Genomic DNA, 24,403 nt, shown 5'->3' with positions numbered 1-24,403 from the left:
GAAACAAGCGGGCGGGTTTCGCGGCGCTTGGTATGACGTTGCTGATGAACGGCCTGCACCTGGATGTCAGCGAGCGAGAAGCTGCCGACATGATTATATCCGTTGCCGCCGGGGAACGATCCGAAGAAGAGTTGCGTCGCTGGGTGGCGGACAACTCTTTCGAAGGTTAGGGCAGGCCCAACCTAACAGGCCGGCTGCGTTCCAGAAAGATGCAGGGGCTTCTTCGCCGAAATTCGCACGTCTTCACTGAACACAGCTCCGGCACGCTGTGGGCACATAATTTACTGATGGTTGGAATGACTGCCGCCACCAAGCCGAATCAGTCAAAATCAAAACGAAGGCCAATGCATAAGCATTGGCTTTTGCTCATATTTCCGAATCTGTACTGAAACGGGACCGGTAAAGTCGGTTGGAGACGGAGACGCCGAATCCGGGTCACGGGGCAATGCCGCCGCTGCTCCACGGTAACACCGCAGGCGCTAAACCCCTTTGACCCAAAAAGAAAAAAGGCCGCGTGAGCGGCCCGGTTCTTGGTCTCTATCAGGTAGATGGCGGAGGGGATGGGATTCGAACCCACGATACCAGTTTCCCGGTATGACGGTTTAGCAAACCGTTGCCTTCAGCCGCTCGGCCACCCCTCCGCACCGTGTGCCGCCAGTTCCTTTCGGTCACCGGCGTCGTCGGTGGAGGCGTGTTTAAGGGTATGAAGCGGGCTTGTCAACGCCTCTAACTCACCCCATTGTAAAAAGATGATCCGCGCGGGCTTGCGGACCATGTCGGGACGGGGGCGACCTGGCAAAAAACCGCCCAAAAAGGCTGTTCGGCGGGGTTTCCGCCGCCAAATCATGGAGATCGAACGATGTTCGGACATCATGCCCCGGGTCCGGTCCAGCCGGCCACCCCCATTCCTTCAACAATGATTCGTTCCGGCAGTGCCATGGCGCGGTTCGCCGGGGTGCTGGGGCTGTCGCTGATGCTGTTGGCCGGCACGGCGGCACATGCCGCCAGTGCCTGGGATTCGGTGAAGTCGGAGAAGGCCCCGCCCCTGCCCAATGAAGGGCTGGTGGAGCAGGACCATGATACGCTGGACAAGCTGATGGTGCGCCCCGGTGTCAATCTCGCCAGCTATGGCAAGGTGATGCTGGCCCCCATTGGGCTGAGCGTGGAACGGCGATTTGATGATGTGCTGCTGTCTAACCGCGACCGCGACCACGCCATTGAATACCTGACCGAGAAGCTGAAGAAAGCCATGGGGCCGACCCTGGTGGATCAGGCGGGCCCCGGCGTGTTGAAGCTGGAGATCACCTTCACCGACTATGTGCCCAACCGCGCCTACAATGCCCGCAAGGTCAGCGGCACCATGGTGGATCGGGTCTATTCCGTGGGCAGTGCCGCCTTCCAGGCCATTATCCGCGACAGCCAGTCGGGCCAGGTGCTGGCCACCATCGCCGATGCGGATATGGGCCTGCCCTTCCCCGACAATGTAAATACCTACACCTTCTATGGCGATGCGGACCGGTTCAGCAGTCGCTGGGCCAAGCAATTGACCAAGCTGCTGGTACCGGCAGCCAACCAGGGCAGTTGAGCCGTAAAGCATCCCCTGAATGCAGAAAGAGCCCCGGCGGTGACGCCGGGGCTCTTTTACTGAACCGACACGGCTGACTCTACCGCTCAGCCCTTCAGCTTCTGCGCCAGCAGGTCGTTTACCATGGCCGGGTTGGCCTTGCCCTGGCTGGCCTTCATCACCTGACCGACGAAGAAGCCGAACAGCTTGTCCTTGCCGGAGCGATATTCGGCCACCTTGTCGGGATTGGCCTCCATCACCTGGGCGATGACGGCGTCAATGGCGCCGGTATCGGTCACCTGCCGCAGCCCCTGCTCATCGACGATCACGGCCGCCGGCTTGCCGGTTTCCAGCATCAGGGCAAACACATCCTTGGCCAGACGGCCGGAGATGGTGTTGTCGGTGATCAGGTCGATCAGCCCGCCCAGATCAGCGGCGGAGATCGGCGATTCGCTGATATCCTTGCCGGTCTTGTTCAAAGCGCCCAGCAGATCGCCGATGACGAAATTGGCCGCCATCTTCGGGTCGCGGCCCTTGGCCACTTCCTCATAGAAATCGGCGCGGACACGCTCCGCCACCAGCACGCCAGCATCATAGGGCGTCAGCTTGTACTGTTCGATGAAGCGGGCCTTCTTGTCGTCCGGCAGTTCCGGCAGGGTGGCCTTGATCTGGTCGACAAAGCCCTGTTCCAGCACCAACGGCAGCAGGTCCGGATCGGGGAAATAGCGGTAATCATGCGCCTCTTCCTTGGAACGCATGGAGCGGGTGATATTCTTGCCCGGATCCCACAGCCGGGTTTCCTGCACCACCGTGCCGCCTTCCTCAATCAATTCCACCTGGCGCTGTGCCTCATACTCGATGGCCTGCTGCACATAGCGGATGGAATTGACGTTCTTGGTTTCCGTGCGGGTGCCCAGCGGACCACCCGGCTTGCGCACCGACACATTGATGTCGCAGCGCATGGAACCTTCTTCCATGTTGCCGTCGCAGGTGCCGAGATAGCGCAGGATGGTGCGCAGCTTACGCAAATAAGCCGCCGCCTCTTCCGGTGCCCGCATGTCCGGCTTGGAGACGATTTCCATCAGCGCCACGCCGGCCCGGTTCAGGTCGACATAGGTCTTGGACGGGTGCTGATCATGCAGGGACTTGCCGGCATCCATTTCCAGATGCAGCCGCTCAATCGCCACTTCCCGCGTAGCACCATCGGCCAGATCCAGGATGATGGTGCCTTCGCCGACGATCGGCTGCTTGAACTGGCTGATCTGATAGCCGGACGGCAGATCGGCATAGAAATAGTTCTTGCGGTCGAAGACGCTGTACAGGTTGATCTGCGCCTTCAGGCCCAGGCCCGTGCGGACCGCCTGTTCGACGCAAATTTCATTGATCACCGGCAACATGCCGGGGAAGCCGGCATCAACGAAGCTCACTTGGCTGTTGGGCGCGGCACCGAATTCCGTGGCAGCGCCACTGAACAGCTTCGCCTTGGAAATGACCTGGGCATGAACCTCCAGCCCGATCACAACCTCCCACTCACCCGTCTCGCCCTGAATGCGGTAAGCCATCGTCTCTGCGCTCTGAGTAACGGAAATAGACAAGGTTGTTTTCTGGCGGGATTCGCCGCAAAGGGCAAGGGGCTTGCCACGCTTTATGGCTGTATCAGCGCTGCTGTGATGTCGATCAGACAGATATTTGCACCAGCGACCCCGATGGCAGGGCCAAAGTGCCGGGGCCGGCGGCATCATTCAGCATCTGCTCCCCCTCCGCCATATCGCGGGAGGCCTGATCCATCTGGGTGGCCGTCCCCGGCTCCCCATCGCGCTTGGCCAGCCTTTTCATCTGATCCAGCAGGGAACGCAGCTGGGCCATGCTGCCCCGCACATCATTATAGAATTCACCGGCCGCCTTGCGCGCCGCCCCTTCCTTCATGATGGCTTCGCGCTTGGCATCCAGCTCGGTCCGCGCGGTGCTGGTGGGATTATTCGGAGAGGCCGTGGCTCCCGCCTTCGCCCCATCAGCCGGCGCTTTATCGGTCGCCGCGTTATTGGCAGTGGTGGGATTACTCGCAGCGGCTGCAGCTCCCGCCTTCGCCTTATCAGTCTGCGCTTTATCGGTCGCCGTTTTATCAGTCACCTCAGTGGCAGCTGTATCCACGCCCTTCGCTTCCGTGTCGGTACCGGCGGAGCTTTCACCTTCAGCGGTGACCGTCGCCTCCGCCCCTTCCGCCTCGGCGGTAGCCTTTTCAGTGGCCTCTGTCTGCGCAGAAGGCGGGGAAACCGCCGCCGTTGAAGCAGCAGCAGCCTGGGCCTGAGCAACCTCCCCGGTCGTCGCGGCGGGTGCTGTGGCGCCCGGCTGAACAGTGGCTGCAACGGCTGTTGCCGCAGTAGTCGCAGCGGCAGCCTCCCCTTTGGCCGCACCCGCTGTCGCTGACGCTTGTCCTGCGGCAGCCGAATGGGCACCTGTAACGGCCGTTACCGCATCGGTACCGCCGCCGCCATAATCCTTGGCCGCCTGCCCCAACTCTTTGGCCAGCTGGGAAACCTCGCGCGCAATGCGGGCGGCGGCCTTTTTGTCACCAGAGGCAGCTGCCATTTGCGCTTGCAGTTTCAATGCCTTCAGTTTGCGCTTGGCATCGTCGGCCTTGCGCATGGCTACTTCCTTTTTCGATTCCCCGCCGCTGTCAGAGAGTTTCTTGACCAGGGAATCGGTGTCCTTCTGCATCGCCTGCAGCTTCTTCCGCGTGGCGGGATCAATCCTGTCCAGGATCGCAGCCGTCGCGGCATTCTGAGGGGTTTGCTTATTTGCTCCCCCCGGCAGGTTTGCCGCCTTGTTGGCATCAGCGATCTGCTTCCACGCCGCCTGTGCCTTGGCCTGGAACAGTTTCTGGGTGGCACCCAGAATGGTGGAAACGCTTCCAGAAAGCGCCATGACAAAGCCCTCCCCTGCCGATCGCGTGCCTTAAATCATGCGACCGGCAGGGCATTTTGTCCAGAACCAATATATCCGATAGGGGTTACACACGGATGTCATGCTACTTTCTATCGATACGCACCAGCTTGCCTTCCGGTCCTGGCGCTTCGATCAGCGCGTAAAGCCGGCCATCCGGCCCCACCGCCACATCGCGGGTGCGCGGCAATTCCGCCTCCAGCAGCCGTTCCGTGGCCACCACCTTGTCGCCCTCCACATCCAGCCGGGCGATGCCACCCGCCAACAGACCGACAATCAGATCCCCCCGCCAGAAGGGCAGCGTCGCCCCATCATAGAATGTCATGCCCGACAGGGCCAGCGAGGGCACGAAATACAGCACGGGTTGCGCCATGCCTTCCCTCTCCGTGCCTTCGCCGATTTTCAGCCCCAGCCCATAGGTCTTGCCATAGGTGATGACCGGCCAGCCATAATTGGTGCCGGAGCGGATGATGTTGATCTCATCCCCGCCCTGCGGCCCATGCTCGCTTTCCCAGATCAGACCGCTGCCCGGCTGGGTGGCCAGCCCCTGGGGATTGCGGTTGCCATAGGTGAAGATTTCCGGCAGCGCATCGGCGCGGCCGACAAAGGGGTTATCCGCCGGCACGGTACCGTCACGCTCCAGGCGGAAGATCTTACCGGCCGCATCCAGCAGATCCTGCGCGCGATCCTGCTGCCCACGCTCCCCAATCCCGAAATAAAGCCGCCCTTGCGGGTCAAAGGCGAAGCGGCTGCCGAAATGCAGCCGGCTGCTGACCAAGCTGCCACGGTACAGCACCTTCATATCGGTGAAGGATGTCCCGTCATCGGTGAAACGCGCCACCAATGTGCGATTGCCCTTGTCCTGGTCACGCGGCTTGGCATCCGGCCCCTTGTCCGCCTTTTCCATGAAGGAAAGATAGACATAGCGATTGCTGGCATAATCGGGGTCCAGTGCGATATCCAGCAGCCCCCCTTGGCCAAACTCCTCAATCACCGGCAGGCCCTTCACCGGGTCCGGCAACAGCTTGCCATCCTTGATCACCCGGACATGGCCCGTCCGTTCCGTCACCAGAATGCGGCCATCGGGCGTGAAGGCGATGGCCCAGGGCGTATCCAACCCTTCTGCAACCACCGTCACCTTCACGTCATGCCGGGCCTTGGGAGCAGGAAAGCTGGTGAATTTCTGGGGAGCCGCCGAGGCGGTCAGGCTGAAAAGGGCGAGGGTACTGCCAAGCAAAGCGGCGCGGATGAACATGGGTGTCCCATCTCCGGCTGGATTATGATTGCTGGCCTAGATAGGGGGTAACCAGCGCCTCACCAAGGGGCGAAGACGTGAAAAAGCCGTTCACGCGCGCCGCAGCCACATGGTCAGGTGCGCAATGCCGCCATCATCATAGGGCGGCCCGTCGGTGACAAACCCGAAACCGGCATAAAACCCTTCCAGATGAAGCTGCGCGCCGATGCGAATGGGGGCAGCGGGATAAAGCCGGGCCAGATGGTCCAGGCCAGCGGCCACCAGATGCCGCCCCAGCCCGGTGCCACGCCAGGACGGGGCCACAACGATCCGACCGATGAAGGCCGGCTCCCCCTCAGCGGGACCACGGGCCCGCAGATAGGCTGCCAGCCCCCCTGCCCCATCCGTCACCAGCAGATGGTCACAGACGGGGTCCAGCCCATCCAGATCGGCATAGGCGGAATTCTGTTCAACGATGAAAATATCCTGCCGGAACCGCAGCACCCGATAGAGGGAGGCTGCATCGAAGGCGGCAAAGGGTTGCCAGGCAAAACGCAACTCGTCCAGGGCGGGCGGGCTCAACGGCGAACCCCCAGCAGCACAGCCAGCTTGTCCCGCAGGCCAATAACGGTCACCGGCTTGGCGATGAAGGCGTTGACGCCCAGATCGCGGGCTTTCAGCACAATATCCTTCTGGGCATGGTTGGTCAGGAAAATCACCGGCGTCCGCCGCCCCAGCTCTTCCTTTTGGCGCAGCTGCTGCAGGAAGGTCAGCCCGTCCATCGGCTCCATCTCAATATCGCAGATGATGACATCGGGCCGCCGCTCCAGCGCGATATCCAGCCCGGCCGTCCCCTCCTCCGCTTCCCAGATATTGTTGAAATCAAGCTGCTTCAGGATGCGCGAGACGACGGTCCGGATGAAGGACTGATCCTCCACAATCAGGGCGTTCATGCGTGAGAAGCTGACAAAGCCGACCATCTACCCCTCGCAGCGCGTAATAGATCGCGCGGATACTACCGCGACAAGATTGATAAGGCTATAATTGTGCAATCGCGTTGATCACCCGGCCGACCATATCGGGCAGCGCTGCCGCCAGGCGCGAGGCCTCTGCCCCATCGCCGGCCCGCAGCGCCTGTTCGATTCGGTCGGCCAAACGGCCCAGCGGATCGGCCCCGCCATTCTTGGCCACACCGGCCAGCGCATGGATGCGCGCGCGCGCCGTTTCCAGATCGCCCGTCGCCAGGGCCGACAGGCTCTCGTCCCGCAGCGGTTGCAGGCTGTCCACAAAGGTTGCCAGGAAATCCCGGGCTTCGGCATCCAGGCAGCCGAACAGGGCCAGCGTCATGGCAGGATCGAAATCGGCATCCGGCTGGCGGTCATCGGCCGACGCCGGTTCATCACCCCCCCGGCCCCAGCGTTCCAGGCATTCCTGCAGCTGTTTCAGGTCCAGCGGCTTGGACAGGAAACCATCCATACCGGCATTGATGCAGCGCTGATCCTCCCCCGCCATGGCATTGGCCGTCAACGCCACGATGGGCAGGCGTTGACGGCCCTCCGCCGCCTCCGCCGCACGGATGGCAGAGGTCAGTTCATACCCATCCATCTCCGGCATGTTGCAATCGGTCAGCAGCAGGGCGTGGCCGCCCTGGCGCCAGGCGGCCAGCGCAGAGCGGCCATCCGAGTGCATGTCGCAGGCATAGCCCAGCAGCGCCAACTGCCGGCTGATCACCATCTGGTTGACACGGTGATCCTCCGCCACCAGCACCAGCCGGCCACTGGCCGCTGCCGCATCCCGCCCCGGCGGTGGCGTCGGGGCGGGCCTTGCCGGCTCCGCCATCTCCTCGGCATAGAGGCCCTGAGCCCTGGCCAGCAGCCGATAAAGTGCCGCACGCCGCACCGGCCGGTTCAGGAAATAATCCACCCCCGCCGGCCGCCCGGCTTCGCCATCTACCAGCAGGATGGCCTTGCCAGGGCCGGACAGGGCCGAGGCCGTATCGGCGATGGTGATATCCGGCAGCGCCCGGTCATCGTCAGTCAGCACCACCGCGCCAACATGCGTCAGATAGGTCTCCAGCGTCTGGCGCAGCAAGGGATCAGACAGCCGCAGGGCAACACAAAGGCCGGGGAAGGACAGGGCCTCCCCGCCATCGCCCGGCCCTTCCTCCAATTCCAGTTCCACCCAGAAGGTGGAGCCCCGGCCAATCCGGCTTTCCAGGCCGATGCGCCCCTGCATCAATTCCGCCAGACGCCGGGTGATGGACAGCCCCAGCCCGGTGCCGCCGAAACGGCGGCTGGTGGAACTGTCAGCCTGGGTAAAGGGCTGGAACAGCTTGGCCTTCAGCTCATCGGGAATGCCGATACCGGTGTCAGTCACCGTCAGACGCAGGGCCAGACCCTGGGTCGCAGCACCGGCCAACCGTTCCAGACGGATGGCAACATGGCCCTGTTCGGTGAATTTCACCGCATTGCCGGCCAGATTGAACAGAACCTGCCGCAGGCGTACCGGATCGCCCAGCAAAGATGCGGGAATGGTTGGGCAGATATGCAGGTGAAGGGCAATGCCCTTCTTGCGGGCAGCCGGGGCCAGAGTTTCCGCAACACCTTCCATCAGCGCATGGATATCCAGCGGCTGCCGTTCAATATCCATACGACCGGCTTCGATCTTGGAGAAATCCAGGATGTCATCGATGATATGCAGCAGGGTGCCGGCCGAATCACGCGCTGTTTCCAACATTTCCCGCTGTTCAGCTGTCAGGCTGCTATGGCCCAGCAGTTCCAGCATCCCCAGCACCCCGTTCATCGGGGTGCGGATTTCATGGCTCATCGCCGCCAGGAAGGCGGATTTCAAACGGCTGGCGCTCTCCGCCTCCCGTGCACTGCGAATATTGTCATAGGCGCGCAGGCCGGTAACGATAGTGATGAACAGCTTTTCCGAGGTCAACTCTGTCTTGGACTTGTAATCATTGATGTCGTAGCTGACGATCACCTCCCGCACCGGCGCCTGTCCGGGCTGGCCGGTGCGCAGGATGATGCGGATGTCGCTGTTAGCGATCTCATTGCGGATGCAGCGCGCAAGCCGCAGACCCGCATCATCGGTTTCCATGACGATATCCACCAGGGCGACAGCAATATCGTCCCGCTGGCGCAGAATCGCTTCCGCCTCTGCGGCAGAACGGGCGGTCAGCAATTCCAGCGTCCTGTCCTTGTAACGCAACCGGCCCAGTACCAGCCGGGTCATCACATGGACTTCCTCATCATCATCCACCACCAGCACAGGCCAGGGGGGCAATTGGGCAAGGGAATCCGATCCATTGCCGACGGGACCGGCATCCGGCTCCTCCGGCGCGAACAGATCGTCGCCGTCCTCCCCCTCCATCACGCTCCCTTTCCCGTCAACGGACTTAAACCGTATACTATCGGTATATTGTCACCGCTTGGTCATCTGACAATTAAAGCATATCAAAGTAGCCCAACAACTCAACCTTCGCCCTTCGGCCCCTGCATTTGGCCGATGTGTGACATGGGAACGCAGAACGGGCTTGCTCTGCGGCGCCAGTTCGGTTACGCGTGTCGCCCAGCATCCGTGTTGCCCGACAAAGGTCTGACCGGATACGTAGGAAGAGTGGCCGAGTGGTTTAAGGCACTGGTCTTGAAAACCAGCGACGGTGCGAGCTGTCCGTGGGTTCGAATCCCACCTCTTCCGCCATCCACCGGATAGTGACAGGAAATCGGGCCGCTCATGCGGCTTTTTTCGTTCGTTCTCAAAGGATTTTAGCCCACCCCGTTCACCAGCGGCACCCTTGGTACCTGTGAATGGGGTGGGCGCCAGCCTTGCCCTCTTAAAGCCAGTCGCCATCCCCCAGCCCCTGCACGATGCGCCCCTCGGCGGCACCATATTGCAGGAAATGCAAAAGCGGGTTCAGCCCGGCCGACGCTACATCCGGATGGTCGGTGTTATAGGCACTGATATCGAAAGCTGCCGAGGGATCGCGTCCTTCCCGCCAGCCATAGGTATAGAAATGGGCTGCCGCGCTGGGCAGCACCCCCTGTTGTACGGCCGATGCCACATCCGGGTTCTTTGACAGATACCATCGGGTGTCGAAGAAGGCGTTGGGATCACGCCCTTCCTGGAAGCCGGATCGCACGAAATGCTCGTACCCGTTGGCCAGATCCCCCACCCGAACGGAGGCGGCTACATCAGGATTGGCCGCCAGATAATATTTCTCATCATACCCATAGGCCAGAAGGCCCTGGTCGACATAGCCGGCCCGTCCCTCCGCCCGACCCGCAACCTGATAATGGTGATAGCCGCTGCTGAAGATGCCCTGGTTTACGGCCACCCGCACATCCGCATAGCGGTCCAGATAGGCGCTTTCACTAAAGCCATTGCCCAGATTATCCGACACGGCGTTGGGCTGCCGCCCTTCCGCCTGACCATAAAGCTGGAAATGCTGCGTCGCGCTTTGCAGCAGCCCCCGCGCCACCACATCCGCTACATCCGGATTCCTGGCCAGATACCAAGTCTCATCCACCTGGCTGGAAGGCACGGGCGAACGCAGATCGGGCGTTGTCAGCAAGACCACGCGGTCATTCAGGCGCAACAGCTCGATACCGGAAAACACATCTGCGCCTTCCCCGTCGGGTCGGCCATCGATCACCTGCACGCCACCACTCCCATCCCGCAGAATGGTGACATCGGCAAAATTGGCATTCATGCCCGCTGCCTGGGTGCCACTGCCGCCAATGATCAGGTCGTTGCCTTTGCCGCCCTTCAGAAGGGTATGACCCGCCGGACCCTGGATAATATCGGCATTATCCGTACCCTGACCGTTGGTAATGGCGGTTGGGGCCAGAACCAGACGGTTACCGTCCGCAATGCTCAGCAGCGCCCCGGTACCAAGCCCGGCAATCTCAACGATATAGTCTGCCCCCGCCACCGTGTCTGCGCCGACATGGAGCCGGACCGTGCCATCAGCAATATTCTCATAGCGGACTTCGCCCAGCCCCAACCCGTCACCGCTACCGGCGCCATAATTGGTGATGGCGAGTTGCCCGTCATCAAGCCGGTTCGTGAATGAGAGCTGATCGCCCGCATGAAAATCTGCAATGCGATCTGAATCGATGCTGCCCCGCTGGCCGCCCATCACGAACAGGTCGTTGCCGGTACCGCCCCAAAGCGTGTCATTACCGGCACCGCCCTTCAGTACATCCGCCCCGCCGCCACCCTTAATAAGGTCGGCACCGGCACCGCCGTTCAGCGTCTCGTTCCGGTTACCCCCGGTGATCGTGTCCGCGTACCGGGTGCCGGTGACCTGAACCTCCTCAATGGAGATCAATTGATCATGGTCACCATTATCGATGGTGATGCTGTTATCCGTCACGGTGATGGCCACCGCATAGGCATTCTCAGAATAATCCAGAATGGCCTGATCCGTACCGGCACCGCCATCCAGCAGGTCACTGTCCCGACCGCCGATCAACAGATCGTCGCCAGCACCCCCGCGCAGCGTATCCACCCCCCAACCGCCATAAAGCGTATCCTGAAGGTTGCCACCGGTTATGGAATCGTTACCGCGATTACCAGAAATCAAATTGCGGGCCTCTGTAGCGCCCGTCAGCACATTGTTATAAAGGGTACCATTGCTGATCCGGTATTCAACACCGTTGATCGTCGCCTTCTCTACATCAATCAGGTAGACCTCACCCTCGACTTGCGAGGTTATGTAATAGGTATTGATGCGGACACCCGACATTTCCTCTTCATTGAACTGGGCAACGATGGAGTGGGTGCGGGCACCATTGGCGGGATCATAATTAAGGTCGGCGGCATCAAAACCCGTGCCGCCATAAAGGATGCTGTATCCGCCAAAATTCTGTCGCAGCACATCATCACCGGCTCCACCATCCAGCGTGTCGCTGCCGGTCAAGCCGATTATTGTGTCGTTGCCACCCAAACCGGCAATGCTGTCATTGCCGGTGGTACCGGTCAGCAGATCGGCCCCCTCCGTTGGCGTTACCGTCGCCTGCGACACCAGGGTCACGCGCCCTGAGGTACCGTCGGCGATAGTGAATGAACTGGCGCTGTAACTGTTTGAGAGCGTGTAGCTGTAACCGACAATGCGAGATGCTCCCAACCCCAGATAGGTGGTTCCATCGGCATTGGCCGCCACCTGCAACTCCCCATCGAAGGGAACACGGCGTGTACCGTCGTAGATGCTGGTGACAGGGTCACCGAACTGGATCACATCGCCAACAGCAAAATCGGTGATCACATCAGCCGGCGGCATATATTGCGTGCCGCTATCATAAGCCACAAATTCATCGGCACCGCCGCCGCCCGTCAGACTGTCTGCCCCGGCACCGCCGATCAGCGTGTCATTACCCGCACCGCCCACCAGCGTATCATCCAGCCCCGTGCCAATCAGCCGGATGCCGCCCGCCACATTGGCTGTCAGGGAAACCGCCATGCCGCTGACAGCAGAGGCATCAATCTCCTTCAAGGGCAGGGAGATGCCGTAGGTATCGACCGCAACCCCTCCCTCCGTCACCAGCAGAGAGCCATTAACATAGCTGACGATAACAGCCCCCGTGGCTGTTCCAGACAGCTTCAGCCCATTCCCGCCAATGACAGGCTGGCTGGTAACCACGATGCCCATAATCCGCTTCCCCATTGACCGGTTTTATCAATCAGGGATACGGTAAGTGAGTTACTTAACAAACGCAATCGGGCTGAAGTGGTAGTTCAGCTTTCTACAACTCCAGCACCTCCACCACCCCGTGCAGGGATTTGATGGCGGCGCGCCCGGTGCTGTCGATCTGGAAGGTCTTCGGCAAGGCGATCTCCACCTCCCGCAGGGCATCCATTTCCACCGCCAGCATCACCTTGCCGCGCCCCGGCGGCAGGCGGGAGAGGGTGTTTTTGATGCCCTCCACGGCGCGCACATCATCCACCAGAATGCGCAAGCCAGCGGCGGTCTTTGAGACCTCCTCCTCCAGCAACTGTACCCCGTGGCAGGTCAGGCGGATTTCCTCCCCGTTGCGCTGGGCATCTACCGCCACCAGCACGGCCTTACCGGCCTCCAGCATCTCCCGGCTCTGGGCGAGCGTTTCCTGGAACAGGGTTACTTCGAAAACACCGGTGGCGTCCGACAGGGTAACGAAGGCGAAGCGGTTGCCGCTTTTGGCCGTGCGTTCCTGGCGGGCCACCACGATACCGGCCATCTTGTAGCGGGTGGATTTGGCATCGCGCATTGCCTTGGGCAGATCGGCATGTTTCACCACCCGCATCCGGGTGAGTGCGGGGGCAAACGTATCCATCGGGTGGGCCGAAAGGTAGAAGCCGATGGCTTCGAACTCATGCCGCAGCTTTTCCAGCGGTTCCCAATCCGGCACTTTCGGCAGGTCCGGGGCCTTCAGCGCCTCGGTGGCCCCGAACAGGCTGGCCATGCCGCTTTCCCGCTGCTGCGCCTCTGCCTGGGCGTAGCGCAGCACGGTTTCCAGCCCGGCGAATAATTGCTGGCGGTTGCGGGACAGGCTGTCAAAGGCCCCGGCGCAGACCAGCTTTTCCATCATCCGCTTGTTCATCACCGTGTGATCGACACGGCGGGCGAAATCGAACACATCCTTGAACGGGCCATTGGCACGGCGTTCGGCCACCACCGATTCCATCGCCTGCGCCCCCACCCCCTTGATGGCGGCCAGGGCATAGCGCACCGCCCGGTTGCCATCGGGCAGGGTTTCCACGGCAAAGCGGGCAGCAGAGGCGTTCACATCCGGCGGCAGCAGCTTGATCCGCAGCCGCATCAGTTCCTGGCGGAACTGGTTCAACTTGTCGGTATTGCCCATATCATAGGTCATGGTGGCTGCCATGAACTCGACAGGGTAATTGGCCTTCATGAAGGCCGTCTGATAGGCGACCAGCGCATAGGCCGCGGCGTGGGATTTATTGAAGCCGTAACCGGCGAATTTATTCACCTGATCGAAGATCAGACCGGACTGTTCTTCCGGCACGGCCAGCTTTTCGGCGGAACCGGCGATGAACTTCGCCCGTTCCTTCTCCATCTCCTCCTTGATCTTCTTACCCATGGCGCGGCGCAGCAGGTCCGCGCCGCCAAGGCTGTAGCCCGCCAGCACCTGGGCGATCTGCATCACCTGTTCCTGATACACCATGATCCCGAAGGTTTCCTCCAGGATCGGCTGTAAGGCCGGGTGCATGTAATCCGGCGCTTCCTGCTTGAATTTCACCTTAATATATTTGGGGATATTATCCATCGGGCCGGGACGATAGAGCGACACCAGCGCGATAATATCCTCAATCCGGTTCGGCTTCATGCGGCGCAGCACGTCGCGCATCCCGGAACTTTCCAGCTGGAACACGCCGGAACTCTCTGCCCGGCCTAAGATATCGTAGGACTTCTTGTCCTCCATATCCAAATCCAGCAGGTCCAGTTCCGGGCCCAAGTCCCGCACATGGTCCACTGCCGTTTTCAGCACGGTCAGCGTCTTCAGGCCCAGGAAGTCGAACTTCACCAGCCCCGCCAGTTCGACATATTTCATGTTGAACTGGGTGACCGGCATGTCGGACCGCGGGTCGCGGTACATCGGCACCAGTTCATAAAGCGGGCGGTCACCAATCACCACGCCGGCGGCGTGGGTGGAGGCGTGGCGGTACAGCCCTTCCAGCCGCAGCGCGATGGTCAGCAGGCGGGCCACCGTCTCATCCCCGCGCTGCATCTCCTGCAATTGCGGCTCCCCATCCAGCGCCTGTTGCAGGGTGACGGGGTTGGCCGGGTTGTTGGGGATCAGTTTGCAGATACGGTCCACCTGACCATAGGGCATCTGCAAGGTGCGCCCCACATCGCGCACCACGGCGCGGGCCTGCAGCTTACCGAAGGTGATGATCTGGCCGACCTTGTCGTAGCCGTATTTCTGCTGAACATATTTGATCACCTCTTCCCGGCGATCCTGGCAGAAATCGATATCGAAGTCGGGCATCGACACGCGTTCCGGGTTCAGGAAGCGTTCGAACAGCAGGCCATAGCGGATGGGATCAAGGTCGGTGATCAACAATGACCAGGCAACCAGCGATCCCGCACCCGAACCACGACCCGGCCCCACCGGAATCCCGTGATCCTTGGCCCATTTGATGAAGTCCGACACGATCAGGAAGTAGCCGGGGAACTTCATCTTGATGATGGTATTCAGCTCGAAATCCAGCCGCTCCCGATATTCCTTCTCGATCTTCTCCTTCTCATCCTGGGCCATGCCGCTGGTGAACACATATTTGTTCAGGCGGTAGGTCAAACCGTCATGCGCCTGAACGCGCAATTCGTCTTCTTCCAGCCGCCCGCCCTCACAGGCAAACGGCGGCAGGATCGGGGCCACCTTGCGGGGCATGTAGGCGCAGCGCCGGGCGATCACCACGGTATTATCCACCGCCTCCGGCAGGTCGGCGAACAGTTCCCGCATCTCGGCGGCGGTCTTGAAATAATGCTGCGGGGTGACGCGGCGGCGTTCCTCCTGCATCACATAGGCGCCCTCGGCGATGCAGAGCAGCACATCGTGCGCCTCGTACATATCCGCTGTGGCGAAATAGGCGTCGTTGGTGGCGACCAGCGGCACGTCATGGGCGTAGGCCAGATCGATCAGATCAGGCTCAACCTTGGCTTCCGCCTGCCCGATCGGCCCTTCGGCATGGCGCATCAATTCAATATAGAGCCGGCCCGGGAACAGGGATTTCAGCTTTTGCAGCAGATCCAGGGCGTGCGGCTTCTGCCCATCCAGCAGCAGCCGGTTCAGCCCGCCGCCGAACCCGCCGGTCAGGCAGATCAAACCATCGGTCAGCCCTTCCATATCCTCCAGCGACACCTGGGGCAGCAGGCCGGGATCAGTATCCATGAAGGCCTTGGAGACCAGCCGCATCAGGTTGCGGTACCCCTGCTCGCTCTGCACCAGCAGCACAAGCTGGTCGGCGCCCGGCCCCAGCACCCGTCCCGCCACCTTCTTGAGCGGGCCGAAGGGGGTGATCCACATCTGGCAGCCGATGATGGGCTGGATACCATCGTCGGATGCCGCCATGGCGAATTCCAGGCAGCCGAACAGGTTGCCGGTATCGGTGACGGCCACCGCCGGGAAGCCGTGCTTCTTGCACAGCTTCACCAGTTCCTTGGGCTTGATCGCGCCTTCCGCCAGAGAATAGGCAGAATGGACGCGCAGATGGATGAAACCGGGGTCGGACAAGGCGGCAACGATCAGGCTACGGAACGGGAGTGATCCAGACCCTACCGCAAAGCAGGGGCCGGATGCGACTCCCCCGTCGGCTAATTCTGGCCCCGCAGCGCCTGACGCATCCACAGGCCACAGCCGATATCCGTGGCGGCGGCAACCATCAGCCACGACATCCCCCACAGGGTCAGATGGCTCCAGCCGATGCCCAGCAGCGCCAGGGTACAGGCACCGGCCGCAAAGCCCAGCAGCGGCGCCAGCCCCACAAACTTGCTGCTGGACAGCCACCACAGCGTGCCGCTCAGGGCGAAACAGGAAAGCCCCAAGGCGATCACCAGCCAGTGGATCGCTGGAATGGCCACGAACTGCGGATCGGCAAAAACCAGGGCAGGTTCCAGCATCGGCATCAACAGGGCGTCAGCCCCCACCAATGCCGCAATCACGGCATAAACCCGCACCGGCCGACGGGCGTCGGTCGGTGCGGTGAGGGGCTGGGTGTGCTGGGTCAGACTCATGACATCCTCCGCTTACGGGGAAGATGATGCCTGTTTTACAGCTTCTTGCAAGTGGACCGGTGGTTCAGGCTCTTACTGCTGATCGTTCACCACCTGCCAAGCCCCGTCCGGCATCCGGCAGGCGGTGCCATAGGCGTCTTCCGCACGACCGCCGATCATCACCGTCTGCTGGAATTCCCGGCAATAGGAGCCGGTGGCCGTGCGGCCTTCGCGCAGGGCCACCACCTGGCCATTGGCCCCGCTGTCCGACCAATAGATCGGCTGGCCGATGGGGGCGGCGGTGGCGCGGATCTGGGCATCTTCCAGGGCGCGCTGCTGGTTCTCGTTGATATTGTTCAGCATGGCGAGCGTGATGCCGGTCAGGCCTAGCCACAGCAGGGCGTCATCGTCGCGGCGATAGTGACCATAACCATTGTACCAATGACCATAGGGGCGGACCACCACCACATCGCGGTAAACCCGGCGACGCTGCGGCGGGATATAGTAATTCACCACCGGCCGACGCTCATGTTCCCACCAGCCCGGCGGCGGGCCGGGCGGGGGACCGGGACGGTAAATATGCACATCCTCATGCACATAGACATCCCGACGCCGGTCCGGCCCATGCCAGTCGTGGTCATCGTGCCAGTCCCGATCGCGGTGCCAATCATGGTCGTCATCATGATGGCCGTGCCAACCCCAGCCCCGATCATCATCATCCGGGCGCGCGAAGGAGGGCGGCACCACAAGGCTGAGCACAAGGCCGGCCGTCACGGCGATGGAAGTGAAAGGGCGGATACGCATGGTAACCTCACCATAACAGGCCCGACAGGGGGCCTTGATCATGCTTATGATGAACCAGGCTCACGGCAAAATCTGGGCATGATCAGGGTGAAGAAGCGGTTTCACGGCCCCTACCCCCTTTTCGTTACCCCGCCGACCAACCCGCCCATAAATGGGCCGTTGCCAGCGACCGCCAGGGCGCGAAACGGTGCATCAGTTCCCCCTGTTCCACAGGCGTGGGGCGTCTTTCCATGCCCGTGAAATATTGCAGGGCTGCCGCCAGCCCAGCGTCACCCAGGGGGGCGATATCCGGCATGGCGCAGGCGCGCAACAGCACATAGGCTCGCGTCCAGGGGCCGATGCCCTTGATACCGGTCAGCGCCGCCTCCGCCGCATCGGGGGCCAGATGCGGCAGGCTTTCATAATCCACACCCGCACTGGCGGCAGTGATCAGATAGGCCGCCTTGGCGCGGGAGAATTTCAGCCGGCCCAACAGGTCCGGGTCCAGGGCGGCAATCCCGGCCGGCGTGGGATGGGCCTTCATGCCCGACGGATGGTCCAGCCCCGCCAGTTCAATCAGCGTGCGGCGCAATTGCCCGGCAAAGCGCAGATTCACCTGCTGGCCGACAATGGCCCAGCACAAGGCCTCAAACACGCTGGCCGTCTGGGGCAGGCGCAGGCCGGGGCCACAACGGGACAGCAGGCGCGCCACCTCCCCATCTTCTGCCGCCAACGCCTCAAACCCCGCCCCATCCAGGGCCAGGCCCAGCATCCGGGCGGCGGCATCGGCCAAGGCCGCCGCCTCCCCCGCACTCAGGTCTGCCGGGTCGGCGGAAAGCCGTGCGACATCGGCCCCGATCTCGATCTCCAGCCGGATGGCACGGCCCGCCGGGGCCAGCAGCTTGGTGATGCGGTTGCCCGCCACCCGCTCCGACAGCCCGTCCGGGTCGCGGCCATGATAGGCCAGCACCCAATCGGCGCGGTATCCCGCCGGCAAATCCAGGTCCGGCAGCGCGCCCGCCATCTCAGCGTTCCACCAGCACGCCGTCGCGCATTTCCACCACCCGGTCCATGCGCTGGGCCAGTTCCATATTATGGGTGGCAACCAGGGCCCCCAGCCGGGCACCGCCCGCCGCCTCCCCACGCACCAGTTGCTGGAACATGGCAAAGACCGCTTCCGCCGTATGCAGATCCAGATTGCCGGTCGGTTCATCGGCGATCAACAGGGCCGGGCGGTTGGCCAGCGCGCGGGCAATGGCCACGCGCTGCTGTTCCCCGCCCGACAGCTTGGCCGGGCGATGATCGGCCCGCGCCGCCAGCCCCACCCGTTCCAGCAGCTCCCGGGCGCGGATTTCCGCCTGTTTGCGGGTGACGCCGGCAATCATCTGCGGCAGCACGATATTTTCCAGGGCGGAAAATTCCGGCAGCAGATGGTGAAACTGATAGACAAAGCCGATGCGGTCCCGGCGCAACGCCGTGCGCCCGGCATCATCCAGGGAAGACGCCATTTGCCCGGCGATGTGGATTTCCCCGCCATCGGCCCGTTCCAGCAGGCCCGCGATCTGCAACAGGGTGGATTTGCCGGCCCCGGACGGGCCGACCAGGGCCACCAGTTCGCCCGCCTTCACGGCGGCATTCACGCCGCGCAACACATCCAGCCTTTTTTCCCCTTGCGCGAAGGAGCGGCGGATACCGTTCAGGGAAAGCACAATATCGGTGCCGTTCATCGCCTCACTCATAACGCAGCGCCTCCACAGGGTCGAGCCGGGCAGCCCGCCAGGAGGGGTAAAGGGTGGCCACAAAGGACAGGGCGACGGAGGACAGCGCCACCAGCGCCACCTGCACCGGGTCCGTCCAGCTTGGCAGGGTGGACAGGTAATAGATATCGGCGTTGAACGGGTCGGTACCCGTCAGGGCCTGCACCAGTTGGCGCACATCTTCCACATGGTGGGAAGCCAGCACGCCCAGCGCCACCCCGGCCACCGTGCCGGCAATACCGATGGAGGCACCGGACAGCAGGAAGATGCGCAGGATCATACCGCGCCCGGCCCCCATGGTGCGCAGGATGGCGATTTCCCGCCCCTTGTCCTGCACCATCATGATCATGCCGGAAATGATGTTGAAGGCGGCCACGATGACGATCATGGCCAATATCAGCGTCACCACATTGCGCTGGGTTTCAATGACGCTGAAGAAAGCGCCATTCACCTGCTGCCAATCCTGCGCCAGCAAGGGTTCCGACAGGCTGGCGCTGACCGCCGGGTGCAGCCCCGGTGCCTTGGCCGGATCATCCAGCATCAATTCCAGTGTGGTGATCGTCTCCCCCAGCTCAAAAAAGCTCTGGGCGGCGGGTAGGTCCATCAGCACCAGGGTGGCATCAAATTCCGACACGCCCAGCGCCAGAATGCCAACCACCGGGAAACTGCGTGAGCGGGGCGCCCCTTCCGTGCCGATGCGGGGGCTGAGCAGGGTGATGCGGTCGCCCAGCTTGATTCCGCCCCGCTCGGCCAGCTTGGCCCCGATGGCCACCCCGTCGCCTGCCGGCAGGGTGCCTGCCTTCAGGGAACCGGCAAAAGCCGGGCGGCGGGCAATATCCGCCGCGTTCAGCGCCTTGACCAGCACGCCGCCGGCATAATCACGGATGGAAAGCAGCCCCTGCCCGTCAATGGCCGGCATCACCCCCGCCATGCCGGGCAAGGCCGACAGGCGGCGCATGTCGTCCACCGGCGGCACGAAGGGGCCATTGGGGGAATAGACCATCAAATGGCCCTGGAAGCCCAGCACGCGGGACAGCAGATCGCGCTGAAACCCGTTGAACACAGCAAGCGACACCAGCAGCGTCGCCACCCCCAGCGTGATGCCCAGGAAGGAGAAACCGGCAATGACGGAGATGAAGCCTTCCTGCCGCCGGGCGCGCAGATAGCGCCCGGCGATCCAGCGTTCCACAGCGGAGAACATGCCGCCTGCCTTCTGTTTGGTCTCAGCCATGGCGCAGCGCCTCCACCGGGTCCAGGCGGGCGGCGCGCAGGGCGGGATAGATCGTCGCCCCGATGGACAGGAACAGGCCCAGCCCCAGCACCAGCATCACCTCCCCCCAATCAATGATGGCGGGCAGGCCGGTCAGAAAGGCGATCATCGGGATACTGGCCGCCCCTGGCAGCGATGACAGCGCCGCCCCGATGGCCTGCACGTTGAGGGTCAGCACCAGCCCCAGGCCAAAGCCGATCAGCGTGCCAAACGCCCCGATGGAGGCACCGGCCAGCAGAAACACCCGCAGGATGGAACGCTGTGCCGCCCCCATGGTGCGCAGAATGGCAATCGCCGCCGATTTGCCGCGCACCAGCATGACCATGGAGGAGATGATATTGAAACTGGCCACCAGGATGATCAACGTCAGCACAATGAACATGGCCACCCGCTCCACGCCCAAGGCCGTGACCAGGGAACCATTGGCCTGCCGCCAGTCAGTGACGCGATAGCCAGGACCGACCGCCGCCGACAGGCTGGCATGAAGGGCGGCGACATCCTGCGGGTTCTGCACGAACACATCGATGGCGGTGACCTGTTCCGGCAGGCGGAAGAAACGCTGCGCCGCCGCCAGCGGCATATAAAGGCTGGCGGCATCCTGATCGGGCATCCGCACATCCACCACCGCATAAACGGGGAAGGATTTACGCCGCAGCATGGTGCCGAACGGGGTGGGCGTGCCCTTGGGGCTGATCAAGGTGACTTCACCACCGACGGAAATACCCAACGTGCGCGACAGGCCAAAGCCCAGCGCCACCCCATCATCCCCCAGATCGGGCAGGCCCCTTATGACGGAACTGCCGACAATGGGCCGGCGCTTGAAATCATCCGGCAGCAGCCCGCGCACCTTCACGCCGGTGGCCCGGCCATTGACGGTCGCCATGGCCTGGCCTTCCACCACCGGCATGGCCATCACCACGCCCGGCGTGGCTGCCAGCTTTTCCACCAGGATCGGATATTGGGGGATCGCCCCGCCATCGCGGGTGATGCTGGCATGGGCACCGATGCCCTGGATGCGGGCCACCAGTTGCGCCCGGAACCCGTTCATCACCGACATGACGATGATCAGCGTCGCCACCCCCAGCGCCACCCCGACAAAGGAAAAGCCGGCAATCACCGAGACCGTGCCTTCCTGCCGCCGCGCCCGCAGGTAACGGAAGGCGACCATGCGTTCAAACGGCGTGAAGATCATGGGCTCTCAAAAGGCAAGGGGCACCGGGCGGGTGCGGGTTTAGCCTTGCTTATAGGCGGAAATGGGGCGGGGGCGGAAGGGAGGACATAATACCACCAGCAAGCGGCTTGACTTTTTAGGTCAATCAACCTAATTTTTCCCTAGGTCAATTGACCTAGGAAAGTGACATGAGCGAACCATCGACACGCGATCAGATCGTCACGACAGCCGACATGCTGTTCTATCAACGCGGTTTTGAGCCAACATCGCTGGCCAACATCGCCGGTGCTGTCGGCATTGCGCGTGGCAATCTCACCTATCATTTCAAATCCAAGAACGAGCTTCTGGCCGCCGTGATCGACCGGCGCCTCGCCAATACGGCAGTCATGCTGACAACTTGGGAGGAGGCTGGCGATCATCCGGCGGCACGCATCCTCAGTTTCATCCATATCCTGATCATGAACCGGGCAAGGATCATGCAGCATGGCTGCCCGGTCGGCACGCTCTCAAACGAGTTGGCCAAGCTGGATCATGCAGCGCAGGCCGACGCCGCCCGCCTGTTCACCTTGTTCGCCGATTGGCTGGAACGGCAGTTCATCCTGCTGGGCCAGGGGGACAAGTCACGGGAACAGGCGCTGCACCTGCTTGCCCGCAGCCAGGGTGTGGCAACCCTGGCAGCCGCCCTGCGGGATGAAGGCTTTATCCGCCAGGAAGTAGCCTTGATGACACAATGGCTGGCCGAGCTGACGCCCGTTGATTGCTGAGAGGAAGAGAACGAATGCATATCATTTTTCTGCACTTCACGGCTGACAAGACCCGTGCCGGCGACTTCATGGCGGCCCACAATGACTGGCTGCAACGGGGTTTCGCCGACGGCGTGTTCCTACTGGCTGGCGGCTTGGGGCCAGGCCAGGGCGGTGCCATCCTGGCCCATGGGGAACCGCTGGCGGCAATTGAAGCGCGTGTCGCTGCCGATCCATTCGTGGCGGAAGGGATCGTCAGCGCGGACATCAGCACCATCGTGCCCGGCCGTACCGATCCCCGGCTGGACTTTCTGCGCACCTGAGGGCGAAACTGGATGGACAAGACCCTGCCCGGCCCCGATGGCCTGCCCCGCTGCCGCTGGTGCGCCACAGCCCCGGAATTCCCGCAATATCATGATACCGAATGGGGTTTCCCCGTCGCCGATGACCGACGGCTGTTCGAAAAACTATGTCTGGAGGGGTTTCAGTCCGGCCTGTCCTGGCGCACGATCCTTGCCAAGCGGGAAAATTTCCGTAGTGCCTTCCAAGGCTTCGACATTGCTACCGTTGCCTCCTTTGATACGGCGGATGTGGAGCGGCTTCTGACCGATAGCGGGATCATTCGCCATCGCGGCAAGATCGAAGCCAGCATCAATAATGCCCGCCGCGCCCAGGAGCTGATCGCGGCGGAGGGGTCGCTGGCCGCCTATTTCTGGCGCCATGAGCCCCCGCCGGGGGAACATGGTCTACCGCAGACGGCGTCGACCTCCGCCACCTCCATCAGGCTGTCGAAGGATCTACTGAAACGCGGCTGGAAGTTCGTCGGCCCGACAGCAGTTTTTGCCTTCATGCAGGCAATGGGGCTGATCAACGACCATGCTGAGGGATGTGTCACGCGGGCAGAAGCTGCCAGGGCCCGCACTCTCTTTCAGCCACCGCTGGGGTGAGTTGCATCTGTCCCCCGCCACCCATCCGTCAACGTCCCCAGAAAAGTAACAATATCGGCAATCTCCGCCTCGCTCAGCGCTGGTTTGTCCCCGACTTTGCCGCCAAAGGGCGGGTCCATGTTCAGGTTGGCGCGATAGGGGGCGGGCAGATCGTCGAACACCTCCACCGTGCCATCGGGTTTGCGCGGGAACCAGCGGGCGGGGTCGGTGTCGCGGGTGGCGTAGAAGCTGACCGCCTGGGTCAGGTCAGTAAACACCCCGTTATGGAAGAAGCGCTTGCGCAGGGCGACATTGCGCAGCGACGGCGTGCGGAACAGGCCGCAATAATCCGCACGGGCCTTAAAATCCGTCCGGTCGGGGCCGCACAGGCCCAGATCGAAAAAGGCCGGATCGGCATTGGCCGGGATGGCGCGGTTGCGCGGCACGCCCAGCGCGATCAAACCGTAATCGGTGAATTGTGGCGGCGTACCATCCATATCCACCGCACTTTTATGGCACGACGCGCAATTGCCCTTCGCCTCGTCATTGAACAGGGCCAGCCCTCGCGCCTCCTGCGCCGTCAGGGTCGCCTTGCCCTGAAGATAGGCGTCGTACTTGCTGCTATAGGGATAGAACAGGGCGGGCGTCTGCTGATAGACCTCCAGCGCCGACAGGGCGATGGTCACCAGCGCCTCATCCTGGCCGAACGCCCCCTCCCCCGCCAACTGGCGCAGCAGCCCGGCATAGGGGGCGGCGCGCAGGGCCCCGGCCACGGCTGCCGGGCCGGAGGCTGCCATCTCCACCGGGGAATAAAGCGGGATGCGGGCCTGATCGGCAGTGCGGTCCACCCTGCCATCCCAGGTCAGGCCGCCAGACGGGCCGCCATCCACACTGTCATCGCCATAGGGGTCGGTATCAAACATATGTTCGTTGAAGGCGGGTACCGTCTGGGTATAGGTCAGTGACGGCACCGCCCGATGGCCGAACAGCGACAGGTCCGGTCCGCCCGGTTCCACCGCCCGCCCGCTGACCGGGCCAAAGGCGTTGCCCGGCACATGGCAGGAGGCGCAGGCCAGCTTGCCCGACGCCGACAGGCTGGGGTCGGCGAAGATCGCCCCGCCCGCCTGCCGCAGCAATTCTACCCGTGCGTAAACTTCCTGCCGCGTCATGGCTGCCGTCGCCGTACCGGCCAGCAGCACCAGAGCGGCCAGCCCCACCATCACCCGCAACCCACGCACCATCACACTCCCCAAATGCAACAGCCCCTTCTTAACGCCCAATCATGACCGATC

At 62.5% G+C, this 24,403-nt stretch carries 20 protein-coding genes and 2 tRNA genes; 5 read left to right on the top strand and 17 right to left on the bottom strand.

Features of this window, described 5'->3' with window-relative positions; translation table 11 throughout:
- Positions 1-549: 549 nt before the first annotated feature.
- Together GE253_RS17910 and GE253_RS25910 are read right to left on the bottom strand one after the other, a co-directional pair.
- A tRNA-Ser gene (locus GE253_RS17910) sits at positions 550-641 on the bottom strand.
- Positions 620-874 (bottom strand): hypothetical protein, encoded by a 255-nt coding sequence (locus tag GE253_RS25910; protein ID WP_173012705.1) that lies wholly within the window; start codon positions 872-874, stop codon positions 620-622. Before GE253_RS25910 ends, GE253_RS17910 begins: the two co-directional genes overlap by 22 nt.
- Before the next feature lie 63 nt (positions 875-937).
- Between GE253_RS25910 and GE253_RS17905 the strand changes: the two genes are divergently transcribed.
- Positions 938-1,585, top strand: coding sequence for a DUF3313 family protein (locus tag GE253_RS17905; protein WP_173012704.1), 648 nt, complete (start codon positions 938-940; stop codon positions 1,583-1,585).
- Between the two features lie 86 nt (positions 1,586-1,671).
- Here GE253_RS17905 and gatB read toward each other — a convergent pair whose 3' ends face one another.
- The 6 genes from gatB to GE253_RS17875 form a co-directional block, all read right to left on the bottom strand.
- Entirely contained in the window at positions 1,672-3,126 is a 1,455-nt protein-coding gene (gene gatB, locus GE253_RS17900; protein WP_153205502.1) for an Asp-tRNA(Asn)/Glu-tRNA(Gln) amidotransferase subunit GatB, read from the bottom strand.
- A gap of 115 nt (positions 3,127-3,241) precedes the next feature.
- On the bottom strand, positions 3,242-4,489 hold the full coding sequence (locus tag GE253_RS17895; protein WP_153205501.1) for a hypothetical protein: 1,248 nt from the start codon (positions 4,487-4,489) through the stop codon (positions 3,242-3,244).
- 103 nt (positions 4,490-4,592) lie between these two features.
- Positions 4,593-5,762, bottom strand: a complete 1,170-nt coding sequence (locus tag GE253_RS17890; protein ID WP_153205500.1) for a PQQ-dependent sugar dehydrogenase — start codon at positions 5,760-5,762, stop codon at positions 4,593-4,595.
- A gap of 90 nt (positions 5,763-5,852) precedes the next feature.
- Positions 5,853-6,323, bottom strand: a complete 471-nt coding sequence (locus tag GE253_RS17885; protein ID WP_247878721.1) for a GNAT family N-acetyltransferase — start codon at positions 6,321-6,323, stop codon at positions 5,853-5,855.
- Positions 6,320-6,721, bottom strand: coding sequence for a response regulator (locus GE253_RS17880; protein WP_089287785.1), 402 nt, complete (start codon positions 6,719-6,721; stop codon positions 6,320-6,322). The genes GE253_RS17885 and GE253_RS17880 overlap by 4 nt, the downstream gene beginning before the upstream one ends.
- 58 nt (positions 6,722-6,779) lie before the next feature.
- The gene (locus tag GE253_RS17875; RefSeq protein ID WP_153205499.1) at positions 6,780-9,119 is read right to left on the bottom strand and encodes a response regulator; all 2,340 of its coding nucleotides are present in this window, start codon (positions 9,117-9,119) and stop codon (positions 6,780-6,782) included.
- Between the two features lie 240 nt (positions 9,120-9,359).
- Here GE253_RS17875 and GE253_RS17870 point away from each other — a divergent pair.
- Positions 9,360-9,449 (top strand) — tRNA-Ser (locus GE253_RS17870).
- A gap of 133 nt (positions 9,450-9,582) precedes the next feature.
- Here GE253_RS17870 and GE253_RS17865 read toward each other — a convergent pair.
- The 8 genes from GE253_RS17865 to GE253_RS17830 all read right to left on the bottom strand — a co-directional run bounded on the left by GE253_RS17865 (position 9,583) and on the right by GE253_RS17830 (position 21,463).
- Positions 9,583-12,399, bottom strand: a complete 2,817-nt coding sequence (locus tag GE253_RS17865) for a calcium-binding protein (protein ID WP_173012703.1) — start codon at positions 12,397-12,399, stop codon at positions 9,583-9,585.
- Between the two features lie 94 nt (positions 12,400-12,493).
- Positions 12,494-15,982, bottom strand: coding sequence for a DNA polymerase III subunit alpha (gene dnaE, locus GE253_RS17860; protein WP_153205497.1), 3,489 nt, complete (start codon positions 15,980-15,982; stop codon positions 12,494-12,496).
- Positions 15,983-16,062: 80 nt separating this feature from the next.
- Positions 16,063-16,482, bottom strand: coding sequence for a hypothetical protein (locus tag GE253_RS17855; protein WP_153205496.1), 420 nt, complete (start codon positions 16,480-16,482; stop codon positions 16,063-16,065).
- 72 nt (positions 16,483-16,554) lie between these two features.
- Positions 16,555-17,265, bottom strand: coding sequence for an RT0821/Lpp0805 family surface protein (locus tag GE253_RS26570; protein WP_153205495.1), 711 nt, complete (start codon positions 17,263-17,265; stop codon positions 16,555-16,557).
- A 124-nt stretch (positions 17,266-17,389) separates the two neighbouring features.
- Complete coding sequence (locus GE253_RS17845; RefSeq protein WP_153205494.1) at positions 17,390-18,268, bottom strand: DNA-3-methyladenine glycosylase; 879 nt, start codon at positions 18,266-18,268, stop codon at positions 17,390-17,392.
- A gap of 1 nt (position 18,269) precedes the next feature.
- Entirely contained in the window at positions 18,270-18,983 is a 714-nt protein-coding gene (locus GE253_RS17840) for an ABC transporter ATP-binding protein (protein WP_153205493.1), read from the bottom strand.
- Positions 18,976-20,232, bottom strand: a complete 1,257-nt coding sequence (locus GE253_RS17835) for a lipoprotein-releasing ABC transporter permease subunit (protein ID WP_247878720.1) — start codon at positions 20,230-20,232, stop codon at positions 18,976-18,978. Before GE253_RS17835 ends, GE253_RS17840 begins: the two co-directional genes overlap by 8 nt.
- Complete coding sequence (locus tag GE253_RS17830; RefSeq protein ID WP_153205492.1) at positions 20,225-21,463, bottom strand: lipoprotein-releasing ABC transporter permease subunit; 1,239 nt, start codon at positions 21,461-21,463, stop codon at positions 20,225-20,227. Before GE253_RS17830 ends, GE253_RS17835 begins: the two co-directional genes overlap by 8 nt.
- Positions 21,464-21,630: 167 nt before the next feature.
- Here GE253_RS17830 and GE253_RS17825 point away from each other — a divergent pair, with 167 nt between their 5' ends.
- Genes GE253_RS17825 through GE253_RS17815 form a run of 3 tightly spaced genes read left to right on the top strand, consistent with a single transcriptional unit; the run spans position 21,631 to position 23,132 of the window.
- Entirely contained in the window at positions 21,631-22,206 is a 576-nt protein-coding gene (locus GE253_RS17825) for a TetR/AcrR family transcriptional regulator (RefSeq protein WP_153205491.1), read from the top strand.
- A gap of 14 nt (positions 22,207-22,220) precedes the next feature.
- Positions 22,221-22,508 (top strand): YciI family protein, encoded by a 288-nt coding sequence (locus GE253_RS17820; RefSeq protein WP_153205490.1) that lies wholly within the window; start codon positions 22,221-22,223, stop codon positions 22,506-22,508.
- Between the two features lie 12 nt (positions 22,509-22,520).
- A complete protein-coding gene (locus GE253_RS17815; RefSeq protein WP_153205489.1) occupies positions 22,521-23,132 on the top strand; it encodes a DNA-3-methyladenine glycosylase I in 612 nt (203 codons plus the stop codon).
- Here GE253_RS17815 and GE253_RS17810 read toward each other — a convergent pair.
- A complete protein-coding gene (locus tag GE253_RS17810; protein ID WP_153205488.1) occupies positions 23,114-24,352 on the bottom strand; it encodes a cytochrome c peroxidase in 1,239 nt (412 codons plus the stop codon). The two genes, GE253_RS17815 and GE253_RS17810, sit on opposite strands and share 19 nt — an antisense overlap.
- Between the last annotated feature and the right edge of the window lie 51 nt (positions 24,353-24,403).

Origin of the sequence: Niveispirillum sp. SYP-B3756 (assembly GCF_009495745.1) — a bacterium.
Lineage (GTDB): Bacteria > Pseudomonadota > Alphaproteobacteria > Azospirillales > Azospirillaceae > Niveispirillum.
This window is presented reverse-complemented; position numbering and strand designations above follow the sequence as displayed.

Coding starts and splice junctions, on each gene's coding strand:
- GE253_RS25910 (WP_173012705.1), bottom strand. CDS start 874: ATGATGTCCGAACATCGTTCGATCTCCATGATTTGGCGGCGGAAACCC.
- GE253_RS17905 (WP_173012704.1), top strand. CDS start 938: ATGGCGCGGTTCGCCGGGGTGCTGGGGCTGTCGCTGATGCTGTTGGCC.
- gatB (WP_153205502.1), bottom strand. CDS start 3,126: ATGGCTTACCGCATTCAGGGCGAGACGGGTGAGTGGGAGGTTGTGATC.
- GE253_RS17895 (WP_153205501.1), bottom strand. CDS start 4,489: ATGGCGCTTTCTGGAAGCGTTTCCACCATTCTGGGTGCCACCCAGAAA.
- GE253_RS17890 (WP_153205500.1), bottom strand. CDS start 5,762: ATGTTCATCCGCGCCGCTTTGCTTGGCAGTACCCTCGCCCTTTTCAGC.
- GE253_RS17880 (WP_089287785.1), bottom strand. CDS start 6,721: ATGGTCGGCTTTGTCAGCTTCTCACGCATGAACGCCCTGATTGTGGAG.
- GE253_RS17875 (WP_153205499.1), bottom strand. CDS start 9,119: ATGGAGGGGGAGGACGGCGACGATCTGTTCGCGCCGGAGGAGCCGGAT.
- GE253_RS17865 (WP_173012703.1), bottom strand. CDS start 12,399: ATGGGCATCGTGGTTACCAGCCAGCCTGTCATTGGCGGGAATGGGCTG.
- GE253_RS17855 (WP_153205496.1), bottom strand. CDS start 16,482: ATGAGTCTGACCCAGCACACCCAGCCCCTCACCGCACCGACCGACGCC.
- GE253_RS26570 (WP_153205495.1), bottom strand. CDS start 17,265: ATGCGTATCCGCCCTTTCACTTCCATCGCCGTGACGGCCGGCCTTGTG.
- GE253_RS17845 (WP_153205494.1), bottom strand. CDS start 18,268: ATGGCGGGCGCGCTGCCGGACCTGGATTTGCCGGCGGGATACCGCGCC.
- GE253_RS17840 (WP_153205493.1), bottom strand. CDS start 18,983: ATGAGTGAGGCGATGAACGGCACCGATATTGTGCTTTCCCTGAACGGT.
- GE253_RS17835 (WP_247878720.1), bottom strand. CDS start 20,232: ATGGCTGAGACCAAACAGAAGGCAGGCGGCATGTTCTCCGCTGTGGAA.
- GE253_RS17830 (WP_153205492.1), bottom strand. CDS start 21,463: ATGATCTTCACGCCGTTTGAACGCATGGTCGCCTTCCGTTACCTGCGG.
- GE253_RS17825 (WP_153205491.1), top strand. CDS start 21,631: ATGAGCGAACCATCGACACGCGATCAGATCGTCACGACAGCCGACATG.
- GE253_RS17820 (WP_153205490.1), top strand. CDS start 22,221: ATGCATATCATTTTTCTGCACTTCACGGCTGACAAGACCCGTGCCGGC.
- GE253_RS17815 (WP_153205489.1), top strand. CDS start 22,521: ATGGACAAGACCCTGCCCGGCCCCGATGGCCTGCCCCGCTGCCGCTGG.
- GE253_RS17810 (WP_153205488.1), bottom strand. CDS start 24,352: ATGGTGCGTGGGTTGCGGGTGATGGTGGGGCTGGCCGCTCTGGTGCTG.